23 protein-coding genes are annotated in these 23,339 nt (G+C 64.4%); 5 read left to right on the forward strand and 18 right to left on the reverse strand.

Annotation, left to right across the window (positions count from 1 at the left end; all coding sequences use genetic code 11):
* Positions 1-85 precede the first annotated feature (85 nt).
* A complete protein-coding gene (locus RAM60_RS10625; protein ID WP_369026792.1) occupies positions 86-691 on the forward strand; it encodes a DUF4136 domain-containing protein in 606 nt (201 codons plus the stop codon).
* Entirely contained in the window at positions 688-1,827 is a 1,140-nt protein-coding gene (locus tag RAM60_RS10630) for a M14 family metallopeptidase (RefSeq protein ID WP_369026791.1), read from the forward strand. The genes RAM60_RS10625 and RAM60_RS10630 overlap by 4 nt, the downstream gene beginning before the upstream one ends.
* 34 nt (positions 1,828-1,861) lie before the next feature.
* Here the strand turns inward: RAM60_RS10630 and RAM60_RS10635 are convergent, their stop codons facing one another.
* The 5 genes from RAM60_RS10635 to RAM60_RS10655 all read right to left on the reverse strand — a co-directional run bounded on the left by RAM60_RS10635 (position 1,862) and on the right by RAM60_RS10655 (position 4,803).
* On the reverse strand, positions 1,862-2,035 hold the full coding sequence (locus tag RAM60_RS10635) for a hypothetical protein (protein ID WP_200981349.1): 174 nt from the start codon (positions 2,033-2,035) through the stop codon (positions 1,862-1,864).
* Between the two features lie 76 nt (positions 2,036-2,111).
* Positions 2,112-3,131 carry a S66 peptidase family protein gene (locus RAM60_RS10640; RefSeq protein ID WP_369026790.1) on the reverse strand — a complete coding sequence of 340 codons (1,020 nt, stop codon included), beginning with the start codon at positions 3,129-3,131 and terminating at the stop codon, positions 2,112-2,114.
* Positions 3,128-3,532 carry a cytidine deaminase gene (gene cdd / locus RAM60_RS10645; protein WP_369026789.1) on the reverse strand — a complete coding sequence of 135 codons (405 nt, stop codon included), beginning with the start codon at positions 3,530-3,532 and terminating at the stop codon, positions 3,128-3,130. Before cdd ends, RAM60_RS10640 begins: the two co-directional genes overlap by 4 nt.
* A gap of 22 nt (positions 3,533-3,554) precedes the next feature.
* A complete protein-coding gene (locus RAM60_RS10650) occupies positions 3,555-4,286 on the reverse strand; it encodes a glycoside hydrolase family 25 protein (protein ID WP_369026788.1) in 732 nt (243 codons plus the stop codon).
* A 13-nt stretch (positions 4,287-4,299) separates the two neighbouring features.
* Entirely contained in the window at positions 4,300-4,803 is a 504-nt protein-coding gene (locus RAM60_RS10655; RefSeq protein WP_369026787.1) for a UPF0262 family protein, read from the reverse strand.
* Positions 4,804-4,931: 128 nt separating this feature from the next.
* Between RAM60_RS10655 and RAM60_RS10660 the strand changes: the two genes are divergently transcribed.
* Entirely contained in the window at positions 4,932-6,452 is a 1,521-nt protein-coding gene (locus RAM60_RS10660) for a replicative DNA helicase (RefSeq protein WP_200981354.1), read from the forward strand.
* A 1-nt stretch (position 6,453) separates the two neighbouring features.
* On the opposite strand, the gene RAM60_RS10665 is transcribed toward RAM60_RS10660, so the two are convergent.
* Complete coding sequence (locus tag RAM60_RS10665) at positions 6,454-7,653, reverse strand: phospholipase D-like domain-containing protein (RefSeq protein ID WP_510639720.1); 1,200 nt, start codon at positions 7,651-7,653, stop codon at positions 6,454-6,456.
* Between the two features lie 98 nt (positions 7,654-7,751).
* Between RAM60_RS10665 and rpoZ the strand changes: the two genes are divergently transcribed.
* Positions 7,752-8,096 carry a DNA-directed RNA polymerase subunit omega gene (gene rpoZ, locus RAM60_RS10670; protein WP_200981356.1) on the forward strand — a complete coding sequence of 115 codons (345 nt, stop codon included), beginning with the start codon at positions 7,752-7,754 and terminating at the stop codon, positions 8,094-8,096.
* Positions 8,097-8,164: 68 nt separating this feature from the next.
* On the opposite strand, the gene RAM60_RS10675 is transcribed toward rpoZ, so the two are convergent.
* Positions 8,165-8,956, reverse strand: coding sequence for a sterol desaturase family protein (locus RAM60_RS10675; RefSeq protein ID WP_369026785.1), 792 nt, complete (start codon positions 8,954-8,956; stop codon positions 8,165-8,167).
* A gap of 94 nt (positions 8,957-9,050) precedes the next feature.
* Between RAM60_RS10675 and RAM60_RS10680 the strand changes: the two genes are divergently transcribed.
* The gene (locus RAM60_RS10680; protein ID WP_369026784.1) at positions 9,051-10,136 is read left to right on the forward strand and encodes a DUF3667 domain-containing protein; all 1,086 of its coding nucleotides are present in this window, start codon (positions 9,051-9,053) and stop codon (positions 10,134-10,136) included.
* A gap of 58 nt (positions 10,137-10,194) precedes the next feature.
* On the opposite strand, the gene ftsH is transcribed toward RAM60_RS10680, so the two are convergent.
* From ftsH to RAM60_RS10735, 11 genes are all read right to left on the reverse strand, one after another.
* Positions 10,195-12,147 (reverse strand): ATP-dependent zinc metalloprotease FtsH, encoded by a 1,953-nt coding sequence (ftsH, locus tag RAM60_RS10685; RefSeq protein WP_200981359.1) that lies wholly within the window; start codon positions 12,145-12,147, stop codon positions 10,195-10,197.
* An 81-nt stretch (positions 12,148-12,228) separates the two neighbouring features.
* The gene (locus RAM60_RS10690; RefSeq protein ID WP_369026783.1) at positions 12,229-13,200 is read right to left on the reverse strand and encodes a HupE/UreJ family protein; all 972 of its coding nucleotides are present in this window, start codon (positions 13,198-13,200) and stop codon (positions 12,229-12,231) included.
* Positions 13,200-13,985 (reverse strand): peptidylprolyl isomerase, encoded by a 786-nt coding sequence (locus RAM60_RS10695; RefSeq protein WP_369026782.1) that lies wholly within the window; start codon positions 13,983-13,985, stop codon positions 13,200-13,202. The genes RAM60_RS10690 and RAM60_RS10695 overlap by 1 nt, the downstream gene beginning before the upstream one ends.
* Entirely contained in the window at positions 13,982-15,919 is a 1,938-nt protein-coding gene (locus RAM60_RS10700; RefSeq protein ID WP_369026781.1) for a DUF3604 domain-containing protein, read from the reverse strand. The genes RAM60_RS10695 and RAM60_RS10700 overlap by 4 nt, the downstream gene beginning before the upstream one ends.
* A gap of 54 nt (positions 15,920-15,973) precedes the next feature.
* Positions 15,974-16,591 (reverse strand): exopolysaccharide biosynthesis protein, encoded by a 618-nt coding sequence (locus tag RAM60_RS10705; protein WP_369026779.1) that lies wholly within the window; start codon positions 16,589-16,591, stop codon positions 15,974-15,976.
* Between the two features lie 52 nt (positions 16,592-16,643).
* Positions 16,644-17,093 carry a MaoC family dehydratase gene (locus tag RAM60_RS10710; protein WP_200981363.1) on the reverse strand — a complete coding sequence of 150 codons (450 nt, stop codon included), beginning with the start codon at positions 17,091-17,093 and terminating at the stop codon, positions 16,644-16,646.
* Positions 17,093-18,508 (reverse strand): aldehyde dehydrogenase family protein, encoded by a 1,416-nt coding sequence (locus RAM60_RS10715; RefSeq protein WP_369026778.1) that lies wholly within the window; start codon positions 18,506-18,508, stop codon positions 17,093-17,095. The genes RAM60_RS10710 and RAM60_RS10715 overlap by 1 nt, the downstream gene beginning before the upstream one ends.
* A 26-nt stretch (positions 18,509-18,534) precedes the next feature.
* Entirely contained in the window at positions 18,535-19,623 is a 1,089-nt protein-coding gene (locus RAM60_RS10720) for a CaiB/BaiF CoA transferase family protein (RefSeq protein WP_369026777.1), read from the reverse strand.
* 79 nt (positions 19,624-19,702) lie between these two features.
* A complete protein-coding gene (locus RAM60_RS10725) occupies positions 19,703-20,572 on the reverse strand; it encodes an HpcH/HpaI aldolase/citrate lyase family protein (RefSeq protein ID WP_369026776.1) in 870 nt (289 codons plus the stop codon).
* Positions 20,573-20,643: 71 nt separating this feature from the next.
* Entirely contained in the window at positions 20,644-21,909 is a 1,266-nt protein-coding gene (locus RAM60_RS10730; RefSeq protein ID WP_369026775.1) for a Xaa-Pro dipeptidase, read from the reverse strand.
* Positions 21,906-23,303, reverse strand: a complete 1,398-nt coding sequence (locus RAM60_RS10735) for a M20/M25/M40 family metallo-hydrolase (protein ID WP_369026774.1) — start codon at positions 23,301-23,303, stop codon at positions 21,906-21,908. Before RAM60_RS10735 ends, RAM60_RS10730 begins: the two co-directional genes overlap by 4 nt.
* Between the last annotated feature and the right edge of the window lie 36 nt (positions 23,304-23,339).

Here is a 23,339-nt window from a genome sequence, read left to right on the forward strand (position 1 = left end):
CGCCAAGCGTCCCGGAGCGCAAAACGGTCGCCATGCGTTGCATGGATACCGTGGTGCGACGAGAGAGACGCGAAAGGATCGCAAGATGAGACATCCACTTCCCGCCGTGGCGCTGGCCGCCACCATTGCCCTTGGCGCCTGCGCTACACCGCCGGGCCCGGTCGAGGTCACGCGCTTCGTTGCGCCGGAACGTATCGCCCAGTTGGGCAAGGGAACGGTCTTCGTGGAAAGCCTTGCAGGTGCGCAAGGCGATACCCTTGCGCTGGCGCCCTACAAGGCCGCGGTGGCTGCGGAACTCAAGCGCCTTGGTTACATCGAGGCCGATAGTACGGGCGCCAGCCAGATTGCGCAGGTATCGGTCGAAAAATACACGCTGGCCGCAGGCGGCAAGCGCAGCCCGGTCAGCGTCGGAGTCGGCGGTTCCACCGGCAGCTACGGCTCGGGCGTGGGCCTTGGCATCGGCATCAACCTCGGCGGAGGAGAGAAGGATCGATTGGGTACCACGCTCACCGTGCGCATCATCGACAAGGCCACGCAGGCAAGCCTGTGGGAAGGTCGCGCCGATTTCCGGCCGCCGGAGAATTCACCCCTTGCACGCACGCAGGCGAACGCCCAGACGGTCGCCTCCGCTCTGTTCCGGGAGTTTCCGGGCAACAATGGCGAAACGATAGAAGTGAAGGTTAGCGAGTGAGCGATATCAGGATCGATACCCAGTTCGACAGCGGCAACATAGAAGTACTGTCGGCTTCGGGGGCAAAGGCGAAGCTGGCCGTACGCAAGGATCACATGAGCGAATTCGCGCAGTGGTTCCATTTCCGGGTCGCTGGCGCTGCCGGTCGCGAGCTCGAACTCAAGATCACCGGTCTCAACGAGAGCGCCTATCCCGGCGGCTGGCCCGACTACGATGCCTGCGTTTCGGAAGATCGCGACTACTGGGGCCGCGCCTCTTCGAGCTTCGACAAGGACGAGGACAATGGCACGCTGACGATCCGCTACGCGCCCGCCAGCGACATCGTCTGGTTCGCCTATTTCGCTCCTTATTCGATGGAGCGTCACCACGACCTCATCGCCGAGGCTGCCGCCTCGGAAGGCGTCGAGTACAAGCACCTCGGCACCACGCTCGACGGCCAGCCGATCGACTGCCTCGCCATGGGCGAAGGCGACTTCCAGGTCTGGCTCTATGCCCGCCAGCATCCGGGTGAGACGCAGGCCGAATGGTGGATGGAAGGCGCGCTCGAAGTGCTGACCGATCCCAGCGACAGCGTGGGCCGCGAACTGCGCCAGCGCTGCCGCATCCATGTCGTGCCGAACGCCAATCCCGACGGATCGCGCCGCGGTCACCTGCGCACCAATGCGGTGGGCGTGAACCTCAACCGCGAGTGGGCCAATCCGACCCCGGAGAAGAGCCCCGAAGTGCTCGCCATCCGCAATGCCATGGACAAGACCGGCGTGGATTTCGCGATCGACGTGCATGGCGACGAGGCGATCCCGGTCGCTTTCCTGGCAGGGTACGAAGGCATCCCGAGCTGGACCGAGGCGCAGGGCGAACGCTTCTACCTCTACGAACGCATCCTCGACCGCCGGACGCCCGACTTCCAGACCGAGCAGGGTTACACCAAGGCGGCCGCTGGCCAGGCCAACCTGACCATGAGCACCAACCAGGTCGCCGAACGCTTCGGCGCGACTGCGATGACGCTGGAAATGCCTTACAAGGACAATCCGGCCAAGCCCGAGCCCGAACAGGGCTGGAGCCCGGAGCGCTGCAAGATGCTGGCGCGCGATTGTCTCGCTGCTCTGCTCGAGTGGCTCGACGCCAAGGACAAGTAAGAGAGATGCCGGGGGCGACCCCGGCATTTTTCGTTTAGCCTTCGAGAATTTTCGCGGCGACTTCCTCGATCGAGCCGGTCACCAGCAGCGGCTGGCCGCCGACCATGCCGACATTGGTCTGTCCGTTCTCGGCGGTACGCAGCCAGGCGATGTTGCTGGCCACCACGAGATAATTGCCGCCACGCGATTCGAGCTTGATGAACTTCATTTCAAACCATCTCCTGAGCGCAGCCGCGATAGCCGACTAACGCTCGCAAAATGGTTAACGCGCGGCCCGAATGCCCTCAGGTGACGATGGGTTCGAGCAGGCGCAGAGTCCGCGCTCCAGCATCGAGTTCGACCGTGGCGCCATGCGGCAGGCATAGCTGGTTGCGGACGTGACCGATGTTGCCTCCGGTAAAAGCGGGGATGCCAAGCGGGCGCAGGTGGTGGTCGATCACGTCGTCGAGAGTGAAGCCGACGCTCTCGGGATCGTCCGGATTGCAGCGCGTACATTGGCCGAAAATCACGCCAGCCGAATGATCGAGGATGCCCGCAAGCTTCAGTTGCTGGAGCATGCGGTCGACACGGTAGATCGCCTCGTTGACGTCCTCGACGAACAGGATCGCACCATCGAAGTCCGGAACCCAGGGCGTTCCCAGCATGGTCGAAAGGATGGTGAGATTGCCGCCGAGCAGTCGCCCCCTGGCCGTCCCTCCCGTGATCGTCCGCCCGGCCCGCATGGTTTCCACCTCGACCGCTTTGCCCCCGAGCACCGGAGCCGCCCCGGCGAACCCGAGGTGCCAGAGGCTTTCCCAGCTCGCCTTTTCCCAGCGGCTCGCGGCGTTGGGACCGTGGATCGTCGGGAACCCTGCCCGCGCCGCGAAGGCGAGGTGCAGCGCACTGGTATCGCTATAGCCGACCAGCAGCTTGGGATTGGCGCGGATCGTCGCCCAGTCGAGCAGCGGCAGGATGCGCGCCCCGCCCCAACCGCCGCGAATGGCGAATATCGCGCGCACGTCGGGATCGGCGAACATCGCATTGAGGTCGGCGGCACGCGCTTCATCGGTCCCGGCCAGGTAGCCGTCCTGTTCGGTCACATGCGCACCGCGCTTGGGCAAGAGGCCCATGCCCCGCATCCAGTATTCCGCGCGGTCGAGTTCGTCGGGAAGCGTCAGCGCCGTCGCGGGCGCGACGAGGCCGACGGTATCGCCCTCTCGCAGGCGCGGCAGCTTGCGCGGCGCGCGCGTCGCAGCGGCGACGGGCATCGCCAGTCCCGCCAGCGCTCCGGCCATCGTCCCGAGCGCTGTGCGGCGGGCAATCATGCCAGGCTGGCTGGCCCGAAGGCGTGGGGAAGAAGTTCCGAAAGCCTGACCTTGGTCACGCTGTCCGGTCCGACACAAAGGATATCCGGGTCGGTGCCGCCCAGCTGCGCAAGCTCGTTGAGCACCTGGCGGCAGCGGCCACAGGGCGTGATCGGGTCGGCGCCGGGACCCGTCACGGCGACCTTTTCGAGACCGCCGACCCAGTCTTCGGAGAGGATCTTGGCCACGGCAACGGTCTCCGCGCACAGCGCGAGGCCATAGCTTGCGTTCTCGACATTGGTGCCCGTCACCACGCTGCCGTCCTGCAGCAGCAGCGCCGCGCCGACCGCGAAGTTCGAATAGGGCGAATAGGATTTGGCGGCGGCAGCGCGGGCGGCGGCGATCAGGTCTTCGTCGGTCATTTCGTCTTCGTCCCAGGAAACATCACAAGGGTCGCACCACCGCCCAACGCAGCGGGCGGTCTGCCGCCTCGCTCTTGTACCAGCGATTGGCGGTCCACATCAGCCACGGGCGCGAGGCATAGTCGGGTTCGAACCAGCTGCGCTCCAGCCATAGCTGGCGATCGATGCGGCGCGATACGCCATATTCGTCCTCGAAAGCCTCGCTCGGCGCAAGGATGACGGCTTTGCCCGCATGCGCCTCGATCTGGTTGACCAGCGTCATCAGTTCGCTCTGTACCGCAGCGTCGGACACCCGTTCAGGACAATCGGCGGCTGTCTGGTCGAGCAGGATCACGGGTGGCAGCAGGTCGCTGTCGCGCGGCACCATGGTCACGAAATTGGCCGACTGCCCATCCGCCACGGTGCAGGGATCGAAGACGTGGACCGCCCCGACCTCCAGCCCCGCATCACGCGCCCGGGAAAAGTTCTGCGCAAAGCCCGCATCCCTGCCCTTCGCGCCGCGACTGGCCTCCAGATAGGCAAAATGCGCGCCGAGCCCGGCAAGCGTGTCGAAGGACACCGGCCCGTCCGCCGCCCCGACCAGCGCACCCTGGTCCGGCCAGGTGGCCTCGTCGGGTCGCCAGCTGCGCCCCTGCGTCCAGGCATAGGCTGCTCCGACCAGCGCCACCAACAGCAGGAAGAACGCCATCAAGGCCGAGCGCGAGACTTGCCGTGGCCGCGTGGCCTTGCGCTTCCTCGTCGATTTGCGTGCCATGAAATGCGCCCCTTCAGCCCTTGATATGCAGGACGCAAATGAGTGTGAAAAGGCGACGCGCGGTTGCGAAGTCGGTTTCGACCTTGTCTTCGAGCCGCTCCAGCAGGAGTTCCGCGGCGCGGTTGTGGACCCCGCGGCGGGCCATGTCGATCGTCTCGATCTCCATCGGCGTCGCCTTGCGGATGGCCTGGTAATAGCTGTCGCAGATGGCGAAATATTCGCGGATCGGGCGTCGGAAACGGGCCAGGCCGAGGAGCAGTTCTTCCAGCAACCGGTCCTCGGTATCGGAAATCGTCATCAGCAGGCGGCCGTCGCGCACCGCCAGGCGAAGGTTATATGGCCCGGTCGTCCCGCGTTCGACCGAACGCAACGGCTTGAAGGTATTCTCCTCGATCAGGTCGAAAATGGCGATGCGCCGTTCCTGCTCGATATCGGCATTGCGCCAGATGATCGTCTCCTCATCGAGCTCGATATGTGCGATCCGATGGTCGCCGGAGGAGTTTGCTGAATCGGTCATGCCTTCAGGCTGCTTTCGCAAGATAGGCGGGGTGCGGCAAGGGCTTGGCGAAGTGTCCCCACTATCCACAGCCAAAGTGGCCCCATTGCAACTTGCCAGCAGACCGCACGGCCATGCATTGGAAGTGGATGGCCGACACCGATCTTCTCTTCCCCGCCGATGATTCGACAGCAGACAAGGCTGCGAAGGGCGTACAGCTGCCTGCCAACCTCGAGGCGGAAGCGGCCTATCTCGGTGCGGTGCTGATCGACAACCGGGTGATCGAGGAACTGACCACCCCGCTGATGGTCGAGCATTTCCACGAGCCGGTCCACCAGCGCATCTACGAGCGCATCCTCAAGCTGATCGAGCGCAATTCGGTGGCGACGCCGGTGACGCTCAAGCCCTATTTCGAGAGCGACGAGGCGCTCAAGCAGCTCGGAGGGACGACCTATCTCGCGCAGCTGACCGCCGACGGCCAGGGCCTGCTGCACCCGCGCGAACTGGCCGAACAGATCTACGACCTCGCCCTGCTGCGCCAGCTGGTGACGGTTGGCCGCAACCTCGTCGAGGGCGCGCTCGACACATCGGACGAGGTCGAACCGCTCAAGAAAATCGAGCAGGCCGAAGCCGATCTCTACCGCGTCGCCGAAGGGGCGACGACGGGCAGCGAGGCGCAGAGTTTCCGCACCGCAGCCTTCGGCGCGCTGCAGGTGGTCCAGGCGGCGATGAATTCGGGCGGGCGCTTTTCGGGCAAAACCACCGGCCTCGACACGATCAACGACAAGACCAGCGGCCTGCACAATTCCGACCTCGTGATCCTCGCGGGGCGTCCGGCGATGGGCAAGACCTCGCTGGCGACCAACATCGCCTTCAACGCTGCCTCACGCCTGATGCGCGACCTTCGCGACGGGATCGACCGCGCGGATTCGCCCGGGGCAGGCGTCGCTTTCTTCAGCCTCGAAATGAGCGCCGACCAGCTGGCAACACGTATCCTTGCCGAACAGGCGGAGATTTCGAGCGAGAAGCTGCGTTCGGGCAAGCTGTCGCGCGACGAATTCCAGCGCCTGTCCTTCGCCAGCCAGGAACTGACCGACCTCCCGCTTTACATCGACGACACGCCCGCTCTGACCATCGGCGCACTGCGCACCCGCGCGCGGCGGTTGAAGCGGCGGCATGATATCGGCCTCGTCGTGGTCGACTACCTTCAGCTGCTGCAGGGGTCGGGTCGCGCAAGCGACAATCGCGTCAACGAAATCTCCGAGATCAGCCGCGGTCTGAAAACGCTGGCCAAGGAACTTCATGTTCCGGTGATCGCGCTGTCCCAGCTGTCACGTCAGGTCGAGAGCCGCGAAGACAAGCGGCCCCAGCTTTCCGACCTGCGCGAATCCGGCTCGATCGAGCAGGACGCGGACATGGTATGGTTCATCTACCGGGCGGAATACTACCACAACGCGCTGAAGCCGGACACGCCGGACGAGACCTCCTCGGAAGATGTGCGGATGAAATATGCCGAGTGGGAGGCCAAGCATCTCGAACTGGTCAACAAGGCCACGCTGATTGTTGCCAAGCAGCGCCATGGTTCGACCGGCAACGTGCCCCTGCTGTTCCACAGCGAGTATACCAAGTTCAGCAGCCCCGATATCCGCTACACGGACGACTACGAATAGGTCAGATGCCCAGGTTCAGCCTGCGCGTCACAGTGTAGTCGATTACCGAGACCAGCACCCAGCCCATCCACCAGCGCACGCGGTTGAACACGGTGCGCCGCTGGCGATGCAGTTCGGGGGTGATCTCCTCCGACGCGGCAATCTGGCGTCCGATATACTCGCGTAACGTGTCGGCGAGCACGCGGTCCTCGATCCGCAGCATGATCTCGAGGTTGAGATAAAGGCTGCGCATGTCGAAGTTGGCGCTGCCCATGTAGACGGCGTCGTCGAGCACCAGCAGCTTCGTGTGCAGCTTGCACGGGCTGAACTCCCAGATCTTCGCCCCACGCTTGAGCAGGTAGGAGTAGAGCGAACGCGTCGCTCCAAGCGTTGCGCCATTGTCGCTCTTGGCCGCCATCAGCAGGCGGGTATGGCCCTTGCGTGCCACCCGCGCGATGCGCCGAAGGAGTGTGTAGGGCGGCGAAAAGTAGGCCATGAAGATGTCGAGCTTCTCGCTATCGACGAGATCACGGGTGACGCTGCGTGCCCAACTCGACAGACCTCGTGTCGGTCCACCGACCAGCCAGCGCGCATGGCCTTCGGGCGCGGTCCACTCCCACTTGCCGACCGTTTCGCGAATGGCGCGGAAATGGGCATCCTTGTCGTCGGTCCAGTCGGCGAGGCGCTCGAACCAGTCGGTAAGGCCTCCCACCGCATCGCCCTCGATCCCGATGGCGAGGTCGTTCCAGCCGTTCTCCTCCGGCGGAGCGAAATAGCTATCCTCGATGTTGAACCCGCCGAACAGCGCGCGCTTGCCGTCGGCGATGACCATCTTCTGGTGGTTGCGGATGAGGTACCTGAGGCCGATCCGCGGCGAGAAGCAGAAGAACCGCCCGCCTGCATCGACCAGCGGCTGGAGGAAGGCATCGGATGCGGAAGCCCCGAAACGGTCGATGATCAGCGTCACTGCGACGCCACGCCTCGCGGCTGCGGCCAGCGCATCACGCAGTTCCGCGCTCACCCGGTCCTCGGCGAAGATGTAGAAGCAGATGTCGAGCCGCTCCTTGGCTGAGGCGACGATTTCCATCAACGCTTCGCGCCGGTCCGCTCCTGCCGGATAGAAGGTGAGCGACTGGCCCTGCGCCTCGACCGCGAAGGGTGGCGGGTCGGCATAAGGTGCGATTGCGGGCGTGGTCTCGCTCTCTCCCATCGGTGCGAGCATTAGCGCCCCCGCGCTGCGGCGCAAATCCTTGACTGTCCGGCCCACAAAACCTATGTCGCCGCCTTTCCCGGATTCTCTAGAATATATCGGAGTGCCCAATGGCGCGCGTTACCGTCGAAGATTGCGTAGACAAGGTCCCCAACCGTTTCGATCTCGTGCTGCTGGCTGCCCAGCGCGCGCGTGAGATTTCGGGCGGTGCGGAACTGACCGTCGATCGCGACCGCGACAAGAACCCGGTCGTCGCGCTGCGCGAAATCGCCGAGCAGACGATCAAGCCCAAGGATCTTCAGGAAGCCGCCGTCACCAACCTGCAGAAGATCCTGCCGGACGATGACGACGAGATGGATGAAGTCGGCTCGCTGAGCCAGTCGGCCGAAGCCCTGCGCATTACCGCATCGGCTCCGACCCGTTCGACCTCGATCGGCGGCGACTACGACGGCTGATCCGTTTGCCATCGGCAGATCAATGAAGACCCGCCCCTCACCGGGCGGGTTTTTCATTTCCGGCCAGGCTATTTTCGAAACGGAAGCAACAGGGTCCAGCCAAGCCTGTGCGGCCGCACGTCCTGGTATTCGTCCAGTCCGATGGTGATCGCATCCGGTCCTGAAGCAGCGCGGTCGGTATAGGTCCCGAAGAGGCGATCCCAGCCAGACAGCAGTGTTCCATAATTGCTGTCGGTCTCGCGCTGGAGCGCCGAATGGTGGATGCGGTGCATTCCGGGTGTGACGAGAACTGTCCGAGCCGGACTTTCCACTGCCTTGGGCAGTGCGAAGTTCGCATGGGTGAACAGCGTCGCGATGTTGAACACCGTCTCGAAGACGAAGACCCCCAGCGCCGGCAAACCCAGCGCAACGACAACGGCCATCTTGTAGAGCATCGACGCGACGATCTCCAACGGGTGGAATCGTGCCGCCGTGGTGACATCGAATTGCGGATCGGAATGGTGGACCTTGTGCAGCCGCCACAACAGCGGGACGCGGTGGGTGGCGCGGTGCTGCCAGTAGAGCGCCATGTCCAGCGCGATGACGGCAATGGCGATGCCAGCCCATGTCGACACTTCGACAAGGTTCAGAAGACCCCAGTTCCGCTCTGCCGCAATAACAGCGGCACCGACCATCAGGAGCGGCACCAGCAATCTGACTGCAATCGTGTCGATGGCGAACAAGGCAAGGTTGGTGACCCAGCGATGCCCGCGAACTGCCGGGCGCGCCGGCGAAACGAATTCGATCGCGGCGAAGAGACCAAAAACGCCCGCCACTGCGAGGAACGCGAGCAATTGGGCTGTGTCGTCCGGCGCGGCCATGGCGCCTTGTCGCAAGCATGCGGAAGAACGGCAAGCTGGCGATTGCCTCCCAAATCGCGCATTCTATATGGCGGGGCCTCACACGGGGGACGCAATGAGCGATTTTGGCGAAGCACTGGGCACGGCGGTTGAAGGCGGGCTGTTTTCGAAAGCAGTCTCGCGAAAGGAGGGCGGTTCTCCCGGCGAACCCGTACTCGATAAGGGCCATTTTGCGGAGGGCAGCTGCCTCAATTGCGGGACTCAGCTGATCGGTGCGCATTGCCACGAATGCGGGCAGAAGGCCCACCTCCACCGCACCATGGGCGCCTTCATGCACGACCTGCTCCACGGAGCGCTGCATTTCGAAGGCAAGACCTGGAAGACGCTCCCCATGCTGTTCTTCAAGCCGGGCGAGCTTACGCGCCGTTATGTCGAAGGCGAGAGGGCGCGCTTCGTTTCACCGATGGCGTTGTTCCTCTTTTCGATCTTCCTTATGTTCGCCGTGTTCCAGGCAGTGGGCCTGTCCACTCCAACCGAAATTCACACGTCGGATGCGCTGAAGGCCGATCTCGAACACGTCTATACCGAAGCGAAGACAAAGACCGCCGAGCAGCGGGAGCGGGTGGCCAAGATGGCCCCGGACAACGAACGTTATGCCGACGCCAAGGCCCGCCTCGACAAGTACGAGGAAGAGCTGGCCGATCTGGAGAAAGCCCGGTCGCTGGTAGTCGATACGAAGGTCGCGTCCGGGGTAAAGGTCAACGGTATCGGCGTGCCGTGGATCGACAAGGGGCTGGAGAAATGGAAATCAAACCCCGGCCTCATGCTCTACAAACTGCAGAGCAACAGTTACAAATTCAGCTGGTTGCTGATCCCGCTATCCATCCCCTTCATGTCGCTGCTTTTCCTGTGGCGCCGCAAGTACCGCGCCTATGACCACGCGATTTTTGTGACCTATTCGATCGCGTTCATGTCTTTGCTCTTCATCATTATCTCGGTCCTGGTGAAGATGGGCGCACCTGAATGGACCTGGGGCATACTCGTTGGCTTTGTGCCGCCGCTGCACATCTACAAGCAGTTGCGCGGAGCCTACGGCCTCTCCCGCTTCTCGGCGTTCTGGCGCCTGTGCGTACTGAGCATATTCGTGATGATCGTGCTTTCGCTGTTCCTGCAGCTACTGCTGGTCATCGGAGTATTCTGAGCGGCAACGAAAAAGGGGCGCCCGCGAGGACGCCCCTTCCGATCATTTGGGTACTGGATCAGGCGCCCTGGGGTGTGCCCTCGCCACCGAATTTGCGCCCGGCCTTGGGTACCGCGACTGCCGATGCAGGCTTTACCGAAACCGGACCGCGTGGGGCGTCGGGTCGGTCGATCTTGCCGTCCTTCATCAACTGGTCGATTTCCTCGCCGGTCAGCGTCTCGTACTCGAGCAGCGCCTGGGCAAGCAGGTGGAGCTTGTCCTCCTGGCTCGACAGGATGTCCTGCGCGCGCTTGAGCCCGCCTTCCACCAGGTCCTTGATCTCGGAATCGATCAGCTTGTTGGTGTCTGCACCGGCCATGGTCCGCTGGGTCGAACCCATGCCGAGGTAGCCTTCCTGGCTCGCTTCGTACTGGAGCGGGCCGAGCTTGTCGGACATGCCCCACTTTGTGACCATGTTGCGCGCCAGATCGGTGGCGTACTGGATGTCGCCCGAGGCTCCGCTCGACACCTTGTCGTGCCCGAAGATGATTTCCTCGGCGACGCGTCCGCCCATGGCGACGGCCAGGTTCGCATGCATCTTGTCGCGGTGGTACGAGTAGTTGTCGCGTTCCGGCAGGCGCATCACCATGCCCAGCGCACGACCGCGCGGGATGATCGTCGCCTTGTGGATGGGGTCGGATGCGGGTTCGTTGATGCTGACGAGCGCGTGGCCGGCCTCGTGATAGGCGGTCATCTTCTTCTCGTCCTCGGTCATGACCATGGAGCGGCGTTCGGCACCCATCATGACCTTGTCCTTGGCGTCCTCGAATTCTTGCATCGCGACGAGGCGCTTGTTGCGGCGCGCGGCCAGCAGGGCAGCCTCGTTGACGAGGTTAGCAAGGTCCGCACCCGAGAAGCCCGGAGTGCCGCGCGCAATGGTGCGCGGGTTCACGTCCGGCGCCAGCGGCACCTTCTTCATGTGCACCGCGAGGATCTTCTCGCGCCCGTCGATGTCGGGAACCGGCACCACCACCTGGCGGTCGAAGCGGCCCGGGCGCAGCAGGGCAGGGTCCAGCACGTCGGGACGGTTGGTCGCGGCGATGATGATAATGCCCTCGTTCGCCTCAAAGCCGTCCATCTCGACCAGCAGTTGGTTCAGCGTCTGCTCGCGTTCGTCGTTCGAATTGCCGAGGCCGTGGCCACGGTGGCGGCCGACCGCGTCGATTTCGTCGATGAAGACGATGCACGGGGCGTTCTTCTTGGCCTGTTCGAACATGTCGCGCACGCGGGATGCGCCGACGCCGACAAACATCTCGACGAAGTCCGAGCCCGAAATGGTGAAGAACGGCACGCCCGCCTCGCCTGCAATCGCGCGGGCGAGCAGCGTCTTGCCGGTACCGGGCGAGCCAACCAGCAGCGCGCCCTTGGGGATCTGGCCGCCAAGCTTGGAGAAGCGATGCGGGTCCTTGAGGAACTCGACGATTTCCTCCAGCTCCTCGCGCGCCTCGTCGATGCCGGCGACATCGTCGAAGGTCACCTTGCCCTGCCGTTCGGTGAGCAGCTTGGCCTTGGACTTGCCGAAGCCCATCGCGCCTCCAGCACCGCCGCCCTTCTGGACCTGGCGCAGGGCGAAGAAGGCAATGCCGAGGATCAGCAGGAACGGCAGCGTTTGGACGAGGATGTAGAGCAGCATGTTGCCCTCATCCGCATTCTTGCCCGAATAGCTGACGCCATTGTCTTCGAGCAGCTGCGGCAGCGACACGTCATTGGCTACCGGAACGGTCGAGAAAGCCTCGCCGCTCTTCAGTTCGCCGACGATCTGCTTTTCGGAAATCTGGACCGACTTCACCGTTCCGGCGGCGACCTTGTCACGGAAATCGGAATAAAGGATCGGCGTGCCCGCAGACTGGCTGCCGCCGAAAACGGAGACGACCATCAGCAGGGCGAGGAAGATACCGCCCCAGATCATCAGGCTCTTCACCCATGGGTTGGGCCCGTTGTTCTCGGGTCCGGGCTGGTTTTCGTCGCTCATGCGCACAAATCCTTTCGTGCCGTCCAATGTAGGATAGCACCGGTGAATGGCAAGTTGACTGCGCCCGCGATATTTTCGCTCTCAGGCAGCGATACGTTCGATCAGCCAGAAGGCTCCGGTCACCCCTATCGCATAGGTTGCGATCCGCAGCATGGCTTGTTCGACAGTGGGAGCGAAGCGTTCGACGAGTGCCCTGAGGCAGAGGACGGCGGCTATGATGAGCAGCTGCCCTGCCTCGACACCGAGATTGAAGCTCACCAATGCTGCCGGCACCTCCCCCTCGGGCAGGCCGATTTCGCGCAGGGCGCCGGCGAAACCGAAACCATGGAGCAGGCCGAAAACGAAGGCCACTACCCAGGGCAGTCGCCGTGCGAGCGTCTCGCGCTCCCCTTTCGCCAGTTCGACGGCAAGGAACACGATCGACAGGGCGATCAGCACCTCGACCGGGCGCTGCGGCAGGCCCGTCACGCCAAGGGTCACGGCGGCGAGGGTCAGGGAATGCGCCACGGTGAAAGCGGTGGCGGCCTTCACCACCGGCCATGGCCGCGCGACCAGCAGGACCAGCGCGATGACGAACAGCAGGTGATCCCACCCTTCGAGGATGTGGATCACCCCGATACGAAAATAGCTGCGCCAAACCTGTAAGCTTTCCGGCTTCGCCGCGATCCGGGCGGTGGGCGCTTCGGTGGTGAGCCTGTAGACTTGGACCGGACGGCCCGCTGGCGCGATGCGCACGATAGCATCGGCGTTGCCGGCAAGCGCCGGCCAGCCGATCTCGCCACCCTCGACGCGCCCGGCACAGGCTACCTCCGCCCGACCGACCAGCGCGAGCGCCGCCAGGTCGCGGGCGGGCTGCCCTACCATGCGGCACCCTCGGGGAAGCGTCGGCACCAAAAGCTCGTCATCGGCTGGGCTGGAGAGCGGCTGCTTCCAGCTCAGGCGCCACTGCTGACCGGCAGCCTGTTCGAACTGGATCGACACCGGGCGCAACTCGTCCGCCGCGGCCGGACCTGCGAAGAGAAGCAGAACAAGCAGCGCCGCCAGCCAGCGCATCAGTCGACCCTTACGCGGTAGGCATCGCGGAGCACGCGGTAGGCCCGCTCGCGCCGCTCCGCGATGGTCGCGTTGCGCCAGTCCGCCTCGACCTTGTCCCTGACCTCCGCGAGCGGCGGCACCTTGCCGGTTTCACGCGCGCGCAGGCGAACGAGATGCCAGCCGAATCCCGAAGGAATGGGCCCCTGCCACGTCCCGCCCGGCGAAAGCTGCGCGAGTCCCTCGGCGAACTGCTGGCCGAAGATGTCGCGAACTTCGCGTCTGTCCTTGGCATTGACGCTCGCCGGAAGGCTTATCGGGAAGCCGCGCGGGTTAGAATGGGCTTTGGCATTACCTGCGGCTTCCTCGCTGGCGAAATAAAGCTGGTCGAAACTGACCGTGCCATCATCGACGAAGCGCTGTGGGTGATCCGCCAGCCACTTCTCCAGCGTCTTATCGCTCACGCTCTCTGTCTCGGCGCTGGCCGAGGCGAGTTCGTCCATCTTGGTCGAGAGGCGGCGCCGGACGACAGCGTCGTCGCGGTCGAGACCGAGCCGCAGAGCCTCGCGATAGAGTACTTCCTCGCGAACCCAGCGCTCGATCAGCCCGTCCATTTCCGCATCCGTCGGCGGGCGCCCGACTGTGCGCTCGAAGCCAAGGGCGATCCCCGCCCGCTCGTCATCGCTTAGCGAAATGGTGCGGGAGGCAGGGTCGACCGGGTTACCGAACCACGCAAGGCCGAGGTAGATGGCCGCTCCCGCCAGCAGGAAATGGACCAGCGGTTCGCGCAGCAGCCTTCGTATCACGTACCCTCCATGATCGGCGGCGCGTCACCGACCTGCTTCGGCGTTGCAGGGCGCAGCCAGACGGGCGAACTGTAGGCACGTTCCTGCGCGACCGCCGACGCCATCGCGTCCTTCGACAGCTTGATGCCGAAGCGCTTGGCATCGAACAGGATCCAGCGCGGCGTCGGGATTTCGAGGACGCGAACGTAGTAGAATGCCCGCTGCCCGCTGCGATAGTCCGGGTCGGTCCAGGTCGCACGCAGCTCGGCAGCACCAATCGTATTCTGGTAGCTCGCCTCGGCGCGATTGACCGTGTCGCCTACCAGCGGGATCTTGCCGCCGACCCTGGCGCGCTTGCCGTCCATGTCCGACCAGGCGACGTCGTAGATCTTCTCCTGCGCCTTGCCCGAAGCGTCCACCCAGCCCTTGACCACCTGCACGCGATCGAGGTTGGCCCCGTCGGGGTCCTTGAGGGCCGAGATCAGGAATACCGGCGGCTTGCCGCTGTCGACCAGTTCGCCGCCCATCGGCACGCCGCGCTTGTATCCCGCACGCACCCAGTCTCCGCCCCAGTCCTGCGCGGTGAAATCGAACCCGGCGAACAGCCGCAGGACCATGCGCGGTCCGGTCGTCGCATAGGTCTCCCGCCGTTTGAACGCATCGAAAATCTCGACCCGCGTATTCCCCCGCGCCCAGGCGGCGGCATAACCACCCGCGAGGTAGTTCCAGCCGAAGCGGCCGACGCGCGTACCTAGGTTCTGCGGCTCCATGGCGCGGCCCGGCCTCGGCTCGTTACCGGTATGCTTGCCGAAGAAATTGTTCTCGTCGCCGGTCGACAGTGCGGTGTGGCTGTCGGTCGAACCGATCAGGCCGAAGGCATAGGGATTGACCCCCAGTTGCGCCTCCAGCGTCAGGCCGCGCAAGAGCGCCGATCGCACATAGGACCCGGCAAACATGTCGGGCGTCGTCTTGTGCGTGAGCGGGAGGTTGCCGAGGTCCCAGCCGGTCACCCCGAAACCGGCGAACTCGTCGTTGGGCGAAAGGAAGGGATGGGTCTCGCTGTCGCCCTTGATCTGCGTAGCCTCGACGACAGGCTCATGCGCCGAACGGCGGCGCGCATACTCGGCCGTCATCGGTCCGCCGTCGGGTCCGACCAGTTCGAACATCATGCCGTTGGACAGGTTGGAATTGTGGGGGATCGCCAGGATCTGGCCGCCGGTGTCCTTCTCGTAGGCGTCCATGTAGTCCCACAGCTGCTCGACTTTCATGTCGAGGCCGGGGAACGGCACCACCTGCCCTGTCTTCGCCGCGCCGTCCCTGAACATGACCACGCGGTGGAGGTTGTTGCCGTCGGGCATCAGGCTCCATTCGAACCCGGCGAAGGAGGTGAACTTGCCCGGCTGGTTGTAGCGGTCGAGCAGGGCGACATGGCGCGACCAGAGATTTCGCGTTGCCTTGGCGGTCCTTTCCGGGTCGCGCATGGCAGAGGGGATTTCGTTATTGGCGGCCGCGGTAATCAATTGAGCCACGGCCCTTTGCGACTGCTCGGGGCTTTCGTGCATCATGTCGTACCAGCGGCGCAGGACCGGATCGCGCACGAGCATGCGCGGAGAATCGTACAGGCGCCTGGTTGCACCCATCGCGTCCGAGTGGTCCGAGATGACGAGGAAATCGAGCGGGCGCGCGAGTTGCGCCTTCATCCCGGTAGTCGCCGTGACCTCTTCACCACGGGCGAATTTCAGCGCGTCTTCGGGCCCGAGGCGAACGCCAAAACCGAAGGCATCGACCGAAATGTCGGTGTGGAGGTGGGTGTCGCCCCAGTAGGGCCGGTCCGGAAACTCCGCCAGCTTGATCGTGTCGGTTCCATCGCCGCTCTGCGCTTCATCGACGCCGCCCGGACCCATGTTGCAGCCCGCGAGCGTCAAACACGCCGCAGTCAACCACCATGCCTTCATTCCAGCTCTCCCCTGCCCTCTCGGACGGGAATGTGCGCGCAGGCCTGTGGCGCGTCAACCGGTCAGCTTCTCCGCGGCATCGAAGGTGACGAACATCCATCCGCCAACCGCGCTGGCAAAGAGGGTGAAGATCAGCGAAGCGAGCAACAAGGCGCCGTCGCGCACGGTCAACGCGAGCCCGAGGATCGCATTGGTCAGCATCGGGATCGAACTGGCGAAGGGCAGGAATTCCAGCGGCGGGACGGTGCAGCACAGGAGCAGGATGACGACCGCGACCAGCTTGGGCGCCAGGCCTTCCGTTAGCGCCTCCAGCCTGCCCTCGCTGTGGCGGTCGAGAAAGTCGGCGAACCCGCGCATCTTGCCCACCGCCCTGTGCAGCTGCTTGCCCGAAACCGAGCGCTGCTGGATGAAATCGGGCATCCAGACGTGTTCGCGTCCCATCAGTAGCTGGAGCGCAGTAAGCGCGATGACCAGCGCCAGGAACGTCGGCACCCCCGGAATGCCACCGATGGGCGTCATTTCCATCAGTGCGGGGAGCATGATGAAGGGGCCGAAGCTGCGCTCGCCGAAGTCGTCGAGCACGTCGCCGATGTAGACTTCGTCACGCGTCGCGGCGAGCTCGTCGAGTTCGCCGAGGACTTCGGTCACGCTTTCATGGGCATGCTGCGACAAGATGGTGCTCCTCGCGTGAGCCAACGCGCGAAGAGCCCTTCCAGCTCCCCGATCAGTTCCTCTTATTCAGCAAGGCTGCGCGTTCGCATCGGCAGACAACCTCGCCGCGCTGGTTGATCGCCTCATGGAGGAAGGTGACGATCCCGGCACCGGGCCGCGATTTGCTTTCCTTGAGGCCGATAACTTCGCTCGTCGCATGCAGCGTGTCACCGATGAACACCGGCTTGGGCATGACGAGCTTGTCATATCCGAGGTTCGCCACCAGCGTGCCGAGCGTGGTGTCGCCGACCGAAAGCCCCACCATCAGCGAGAAGGTGAAGGTGCCGTTGACCAGAATCTGGCCAAACTCGCTCGCCCGCGCCGCTTCCACGTCGAGGTGGAGCGGCTGCGGGTTGTGCGTCATGGTCGTGAACAGCAGGTTGTCGGTCTCAGTGACCGTGCGGCGGATCTCATGCGTGATCCGGTCGCCAACCTGCCATTCGTCAAAAAAGCGTCCTGCCATCAGGCAACCATAACCGACTTGACCTCGAGGAACTCGTGGAAGCCGAAGACGCCCCATTCGCGGCCGTTGCCCGACTTCTTGTAGCCCCCGAAGGAGGCGTTCATGTCGTAGCCGCCGTTGATCGCCACGCGTCCGGCACGGATGCGCTTGGCCAGTTCCTTGGCCTGCTCGGTATCCTCGCCCATGATGTGGGCGGCGAGGCCGTATTCGGTGTCGTTGCCGATGCGCACCGCATCATCGAGATCTTCGTAGCCGAGGATGCACAGCACCGGGCCGAAGATTTCCTCGCGCGCGATGGTCATGTCGTTGGTGACGTCGGCGAAAACGGTCGGCTTGACGTAGTGGCCGACCTCAAGGCCTTCCGGCTTGCCCGGGCCACCGGTGACCAGCGTCGCACCTTCCTCGATGCCCTTCTCTATCAGGCCCTGGATCTTGTTCCACTGCGCCTTGGAGACGACCGGGCCGATAGTGGCATTACCCTTCGGATCGCCGGGAATGACGCTCTCGGCGGCTTCCTTCGCCGCGACCTTGGCCTCTTCCATGCGCGCCTTGGGCACGAACATGCGGCTGGGCGCGGTGCAGGTCTGGCCCGAATTGCCCATCATGCCCGTAGTGCCCTTGGCCACCGAGCGGGCGAAGCTGGCATCGTCGAGGATGATGTTGGGGCTCTTGCCGCCCAGTTCCTGCGCCACGCGCTTGACCGTGCTGGCGGCATTGGCGGCGATGGCGATGCCGGCGCGGGTCGAGCCGGTGAAGGAAATCATGTCGATGTCCTCATGACCCGACATAGCGGTGCCGACGCCCGGGCCGTCACCGTTGATCATGTTGTAGACACCGGCCGGGGTTCCGGCGGCGTGCATGATCTCGGTAAAGATCGCGGCGTCGAAGGGCGCGATTTCGGACGGCTTGAGAATCATCGTGTTGCCGGTCGCCAGCGCGGGGAAGACCTTGCAGGCGATCTGGTTCAATGGCCAGTTCCACGGGGTGATCATGCCGACCACGCCGATCGGTTCGTAGAGGTGCGTGGTGTTGCCATTGGTCTTCTCGAACTCGAAGTTCTCGAGGATGCCGATGGCGGTCATCAGGTGGCCGGAGAGCAGGCCCGTGTGCGGACCACTGGCGAGGCTCATGGGCGCACCCATCTCGTCACTGACGGCGCGGGCGAGGTCTTCCTTGCGCTTGTCGATCTCAGCGAGGATCGAGCGCATCAGGTCGAGCCGTTCGGCGCGCGAGGAGAACTGCCAGCTTTCGAAGGCGCGGCGCGCGGCGGCAACGGCCTTGTCGACATCGGCCTTGGTGCCGAGTGAGATGTGACCGATCGTCTCTTCGGTGGCGGGGTTCTCGACCGGCACGGTATTCGGCGTAACCGGGTCGACCCACTGGCCGTCGATGTAGAACTGGGTGTATTCGTACATGGGGGGACTCTCCTTCGGGATGCGCTCTAGCCGTCTCGGCTCCAGCGCTCAACGACTGCTTCACCATCCTGCGCGCTGTCGCGGATCGTGTTCGGGGTACGGTCGAACCGGGGGGCCGGCGCAGTGTGCCAGCGGCCGCCATGTTCGATGAATGCGCCGCGTGCCTTCATGTGGGGATGGTCCTTCGCCTCGTCCAGCGGGACCACGGGGGCAAAGCAGGCATCGGTGCCTTCGAGCAACTCGCACCACTCGGCCTGGGTCCTGGTTGCGAACATGGCCGCGAGATCGTCGGCATAGTCGTCCCAGTTGGCCGGGTTCATCTGTCCTTCGCGCAGCTTTTCGGGAGCATCCGCGCGCTGGAGCAGCTCGGCATAGAACTGCGGCTCGATCGCGCCGACGCTGATCTCCTTGCCGTCCTTGCAGGTGTAGCAACGGTAGAAATGCGCCGCCCCGCCGAGCAGGCCCGCACCGCGCGTGGTGGTGCGCAGCGCGCTGTGCGGTTGGCCATAGAAGAAGCTCATCAGGCTGGTCACGCCATCGACGATCGCCGCGTCGACGACCTGCCCCTTGCCGCTGCGCTCGCGCTCCCACAGCGCGGCGAGGATGCCGAGCGCGCAGTACATCGAGCCGCCGCCGAAATCGCCAACCAGGTTCTGCGGCGGGATCGGCAAATCGTTGCGCTTGCCGATTGCATCGAGCGCGCCGGTAATGGCGATGTAATTGAGGTCATGGCCTGCAGCCATGGCGAGCGGCCCGTCCTGACCCCAGCCGGTCATGCGCGCGTAAACGAGGCGCGGATTGGCCGCGAGCATCTCGTCCGGCCCCAAGCCCAGTCGCTCCATCACGCCGGGGCGGAAACCCTCGATCAGCACGTCGGCCTTGGCCAGCGCAGACTTGACGAAGGCACGACCGTCATCGCTCTTGAGATCGACCGCGGCGCGATGGCGGGCGCGTTCGACCACGGTATTCATCGGGACATGGCCCTCACGCTCGATCCGGACCACTTCGGCGCCCATGTCGGCGAGCAGCATCGCGACGTGCGGCCCAGGGCCGATGCCCTGGAATTCGACCACCTTGAGGCCGGTCAGCGGACCCTTGCTTGCGGAATCGGTCATGCGTTCGTCTCTCCCAAAACTTTGCGACCTGCATGCCAAGCCGTGCGATGGGTTGCAAACGAGAACGCGTTTCGGGTGATCAATCCCAGTCGATTTGCGAGAGCAGCTGGCGCGCACGGGAAAGATGCGGCCGATCAAGCATGCCGCCTTTCCAGCCGATCGTGCCGGCACCGGGATTGGCCTCGAACAGGCCGACGATCTCGCGCGCTTCGGCGATTTCCTCGTCCCCCGGGGTGAAGGCCTCATTGATCACCTCGACTTGCGCCGGGTGGATGGCGAGCATGCCTCGGAAGCCCGCGCGGCGGACGTTTTCCGCACGCGTTTTGAGGCCTTCGGTGTCGCGGAAGTCGCCCTGGATCGTTTCGATGGCGGGGATACCTGCGGTCGCTGCACCGAGCAGGCACATGCTGCGTGCAAGCTCGTAGGTAAAGGTAAAGCTGCCGTCAGGATTGCGGTTGGTGCTTGCCCCGATCGAATCTGCCAGGTCCTCCGCCCCCCAGGTCAGCGCGACAAGCCGCGGCGCACCCTTGAAGTCGCCGGCATGGAACATGCATTCGGCAACCTCGGTCAAGAGCACGATGACCGGCGTCGAACCGTTCTCGATGCCGTTGGCGACTTCGAGCGCGGACAGGTACTTGTCGAGCGCTTCGACATCCTGCCGGCCATAGGCCTTGGGCAGCATTATGCCACCCGGCTTCCCGGGCATGATTGCGGCCAGATCATCGAGAGTATGCGGCCCGTCGAGCGGGTTGACGCGAACGAATATCCGTTCGCGCGCGTCCGGGTTGGCTTCAAGGAAGTCACGGACCATGCGGCGCGCCTGGGGCTTGTTCTCGATGGCGACGGCATCCTCGAGATCGAAGATCACGACATCCGCCGCGCCCTCGACCGCCTTTTCCATCTTCCGCTCGCTGTCGCCCGGGGCGAACAGCCATGACCGCATCTTCATCCGCGCTACCTCTCTAGCTCTCGCGCCATGCCTCACAGCTTTTGCGCTGCGATTGCAAGGGCGGGCGATGGCTACTTCACCAGCGCGCCGCCCTTCATCACGTGCGCCACCGTCTCGAGCGTGCGCACGTTGGCGAGCGGGTCACCGTCAACGGCGATCATGTCCGCGAACTTGCCGGGAGCGATCGATCCGAGTTCGTCCTGCTTCCCGACCACCGTTGCCGCGCTCAGCGTGGCAGCGCGGATGGCCTGCGCGGGCGTCATTCCGTTGGCGACCATGTAAGCGAACTGGCGCGCGTTGATGCCGTGCGGATAGACCCCGCTGTCGCTGCCGAAGGCGAGCGGTACGCCCATGGCCACGGCGCGGCGGAAATTCTCGCGCTGGATCTGCGTCGTCTCGCGGTTCTTGCGCAGATATTCCTCGGGCCAGCCCTCCTTGGTGCCGATCTCGTCGATGTAGTCGCCGTTGAAGACGTCCATGACCAGCCACACACCATGCGCCTTCGCCATCCGCAGCCCTTCCTCGTCGATCAGGCTGGCATGTTCGATGCTGCGGACCCCGGCGCGGATGGCGTTCTTGATGCCCTCGGCGCCATGGGCATGCGCGGTGGCATAGGTCCCGTGCGCCCTCGAGACTGCGATTGCGGCGCGCATTTCGTCCTCGGTCACCTCCGGTTCGCCCGGTTCGGTGCCGATGGCCAGCACCGCGCCTGTGGCGATTATCTTGAGGAAGTCGGCCCCGTGGCTGAGCAAGAATTCGGCCTTCTCGGCGGCTTCCTCAGGGCTGGTGAGCACGCCAAGGCGCAAGTCCGCAGGCAGTTGGTTGTTGGGCACCACGCCGTTGAGTTCGCCCCCGCCGCCGGGATGGGTCAGATAGGCCCCCGCGACGAACATGCGCGGACCCGGGACGAGACCGCGGTTTATCGCATCGCGCAGAGCCACATCGGTCAGCCCGCGATAAGTGCCGACATCGCGAACGGTGGTGAAACCGGCCTCGAGTGTCACCTTGGCATTGTGCGCCCCGATCAGCGCGGTCAGCTGCGGCGAGGTCTTGAGCGGCAATGCGACGTCCGCATCCTGCCCCGCATCGGCGAGATGGGTGTGGAGGTCGATCAGGCCGGGAAGGACGGTGTAGGCCGACCAGTCGACGCGCTCGGCACCTTCGGGCGTAGCAGCGCAGGGTTCGACCCGTGCGATCCGCTCGCCCTCGACCAGAATGCACTGGCCGCTCGCCTCGGTCCCGGTCCCCACGTCGAGGAGCTTGCCTGCCTCGACGTAGAGACTGCCCGCCGAAGCGGGCGTCGCAATCAACGCCGCAGCGAGTGCGAGTGCCTTCACTTGCTCGCCAGCTCGGTCAGCAGCACGTGGTAGTAGTCGATGCTCTTGCCGATATTGCCGATTGGCGTGCGCTCGTTGAGCCCATGCGAGTAGTCGTCGCTGTCCTTGGTGAAGGTGCCGCTGGCGCCATAGCTCGGCACACCAAGCGCGCGGTACCACATCGAATCCGACGCGCCGGAAGCCTGCGAAGCGATGATCGGGACATTGCCGAAGGCCGAATGGACGGCCTTGGTAGCCGCGTCGACAAATGCCTTGTCGTAGGGCGAGGCGTCGGCCTCGACGACATATTCGGGATTGATTTCCTCGATCGTCATCGCCGGCTCGCCAGCCACCTTCTTCAGCTCTTCGATGATCGAAGCCTTGGAGTGGCCGGGGAAAATGCGGCAGTTGACGTAGCCGGTGGCGCGCTGCGGCAGGGCATTGAGTGCATGTCCGCCCTCGACCATCGTCGGCACGCAGGTGGTGCCAATCTTGCCGATGTAGGAGGGATTGCCGCGCAGCACCGCAATCGCCGCCTTGTCGCTCGGGTCCTTGGCGAAGGCGCGCATCGCGGCTGCGAGCAGCGGATCGCCTTCGAACTGCGCGGCCTTGGTGAAGTAGTCGCGGGTGATGTCGTTCACCTCCGGCGTGAAGCGATAGGCCCCGATCTTCGCAAGCGCCGCACCCAGTTGCGCGATGGCGTTTTCGTCACGCGGGGTCGAGCTGTGACCGCCGGGGTTGGTGATTTCGAGCTTGAAGTCGCCATAAGTCTTTTCCGCCCCCTGCCAGCTCCAGTAGGCGGGCTTGCCGGTCGCCTCGTCGAGCGAGCCCGAAGCGCCGTCGACATTGAGCACCAGCTTGGCGTTCTTGAGCTTCTCTGCGATCATCTTGGAGGTGATCATCGTCGTCTCTTCATCGCCCGAATAGGCGATGACAATGCTGCGCCTGGGCTTGAAACCCTGCTGGCGCAGCGTAATTGCCGCGACCATCGCCTGCACCGCATCGAACTTGGTGTCGCTCGCCCCGCGGCCATAGAGCATGCCGTTCTCGACCACCGCAGTGAACGGATCGCGCTCCCAGTCCTCGGGCTTGGCCTCGACCACGTCCATGTGCGCCGACAGCACGATCGGGCCGAGCGTGGGGTCGCTGCCCGGCCAGGTGGCGATGAGGTAGGCGGTGTCATCGACCGGTACGAACTCGATATTGTTCGCGGCCCAGCCAGCCTCGAGCAGCGTGTCGCGGAACAGTTCGGCGACCTTGCCGGTCTGATTGCCCTCGCCGCGAACCGAGCGCATCCCGATTGCCTGCTTCGACAGGTCGATGACCTGCTGCACTGCTGCCGGGGTGCTCTTGGCAGAAGCGGGGGTGGTGGCGGCAAGCGCGAGCAGGCTCGCGGCGATCAGGCTGGCACGCATTTCAGGTGATTCCTCTCGTATTTCGGGACAGGCGTA

Source organism: Qipengyuania sp. RANM35, from assembly GCF_041021145.2.
GTDB lineage: Bacteria > Pseudomonadota > Alphaproteobacteria > Sphingomonadales > Sphingomonadaceae > Qipengyuania > Qipengyuania soli.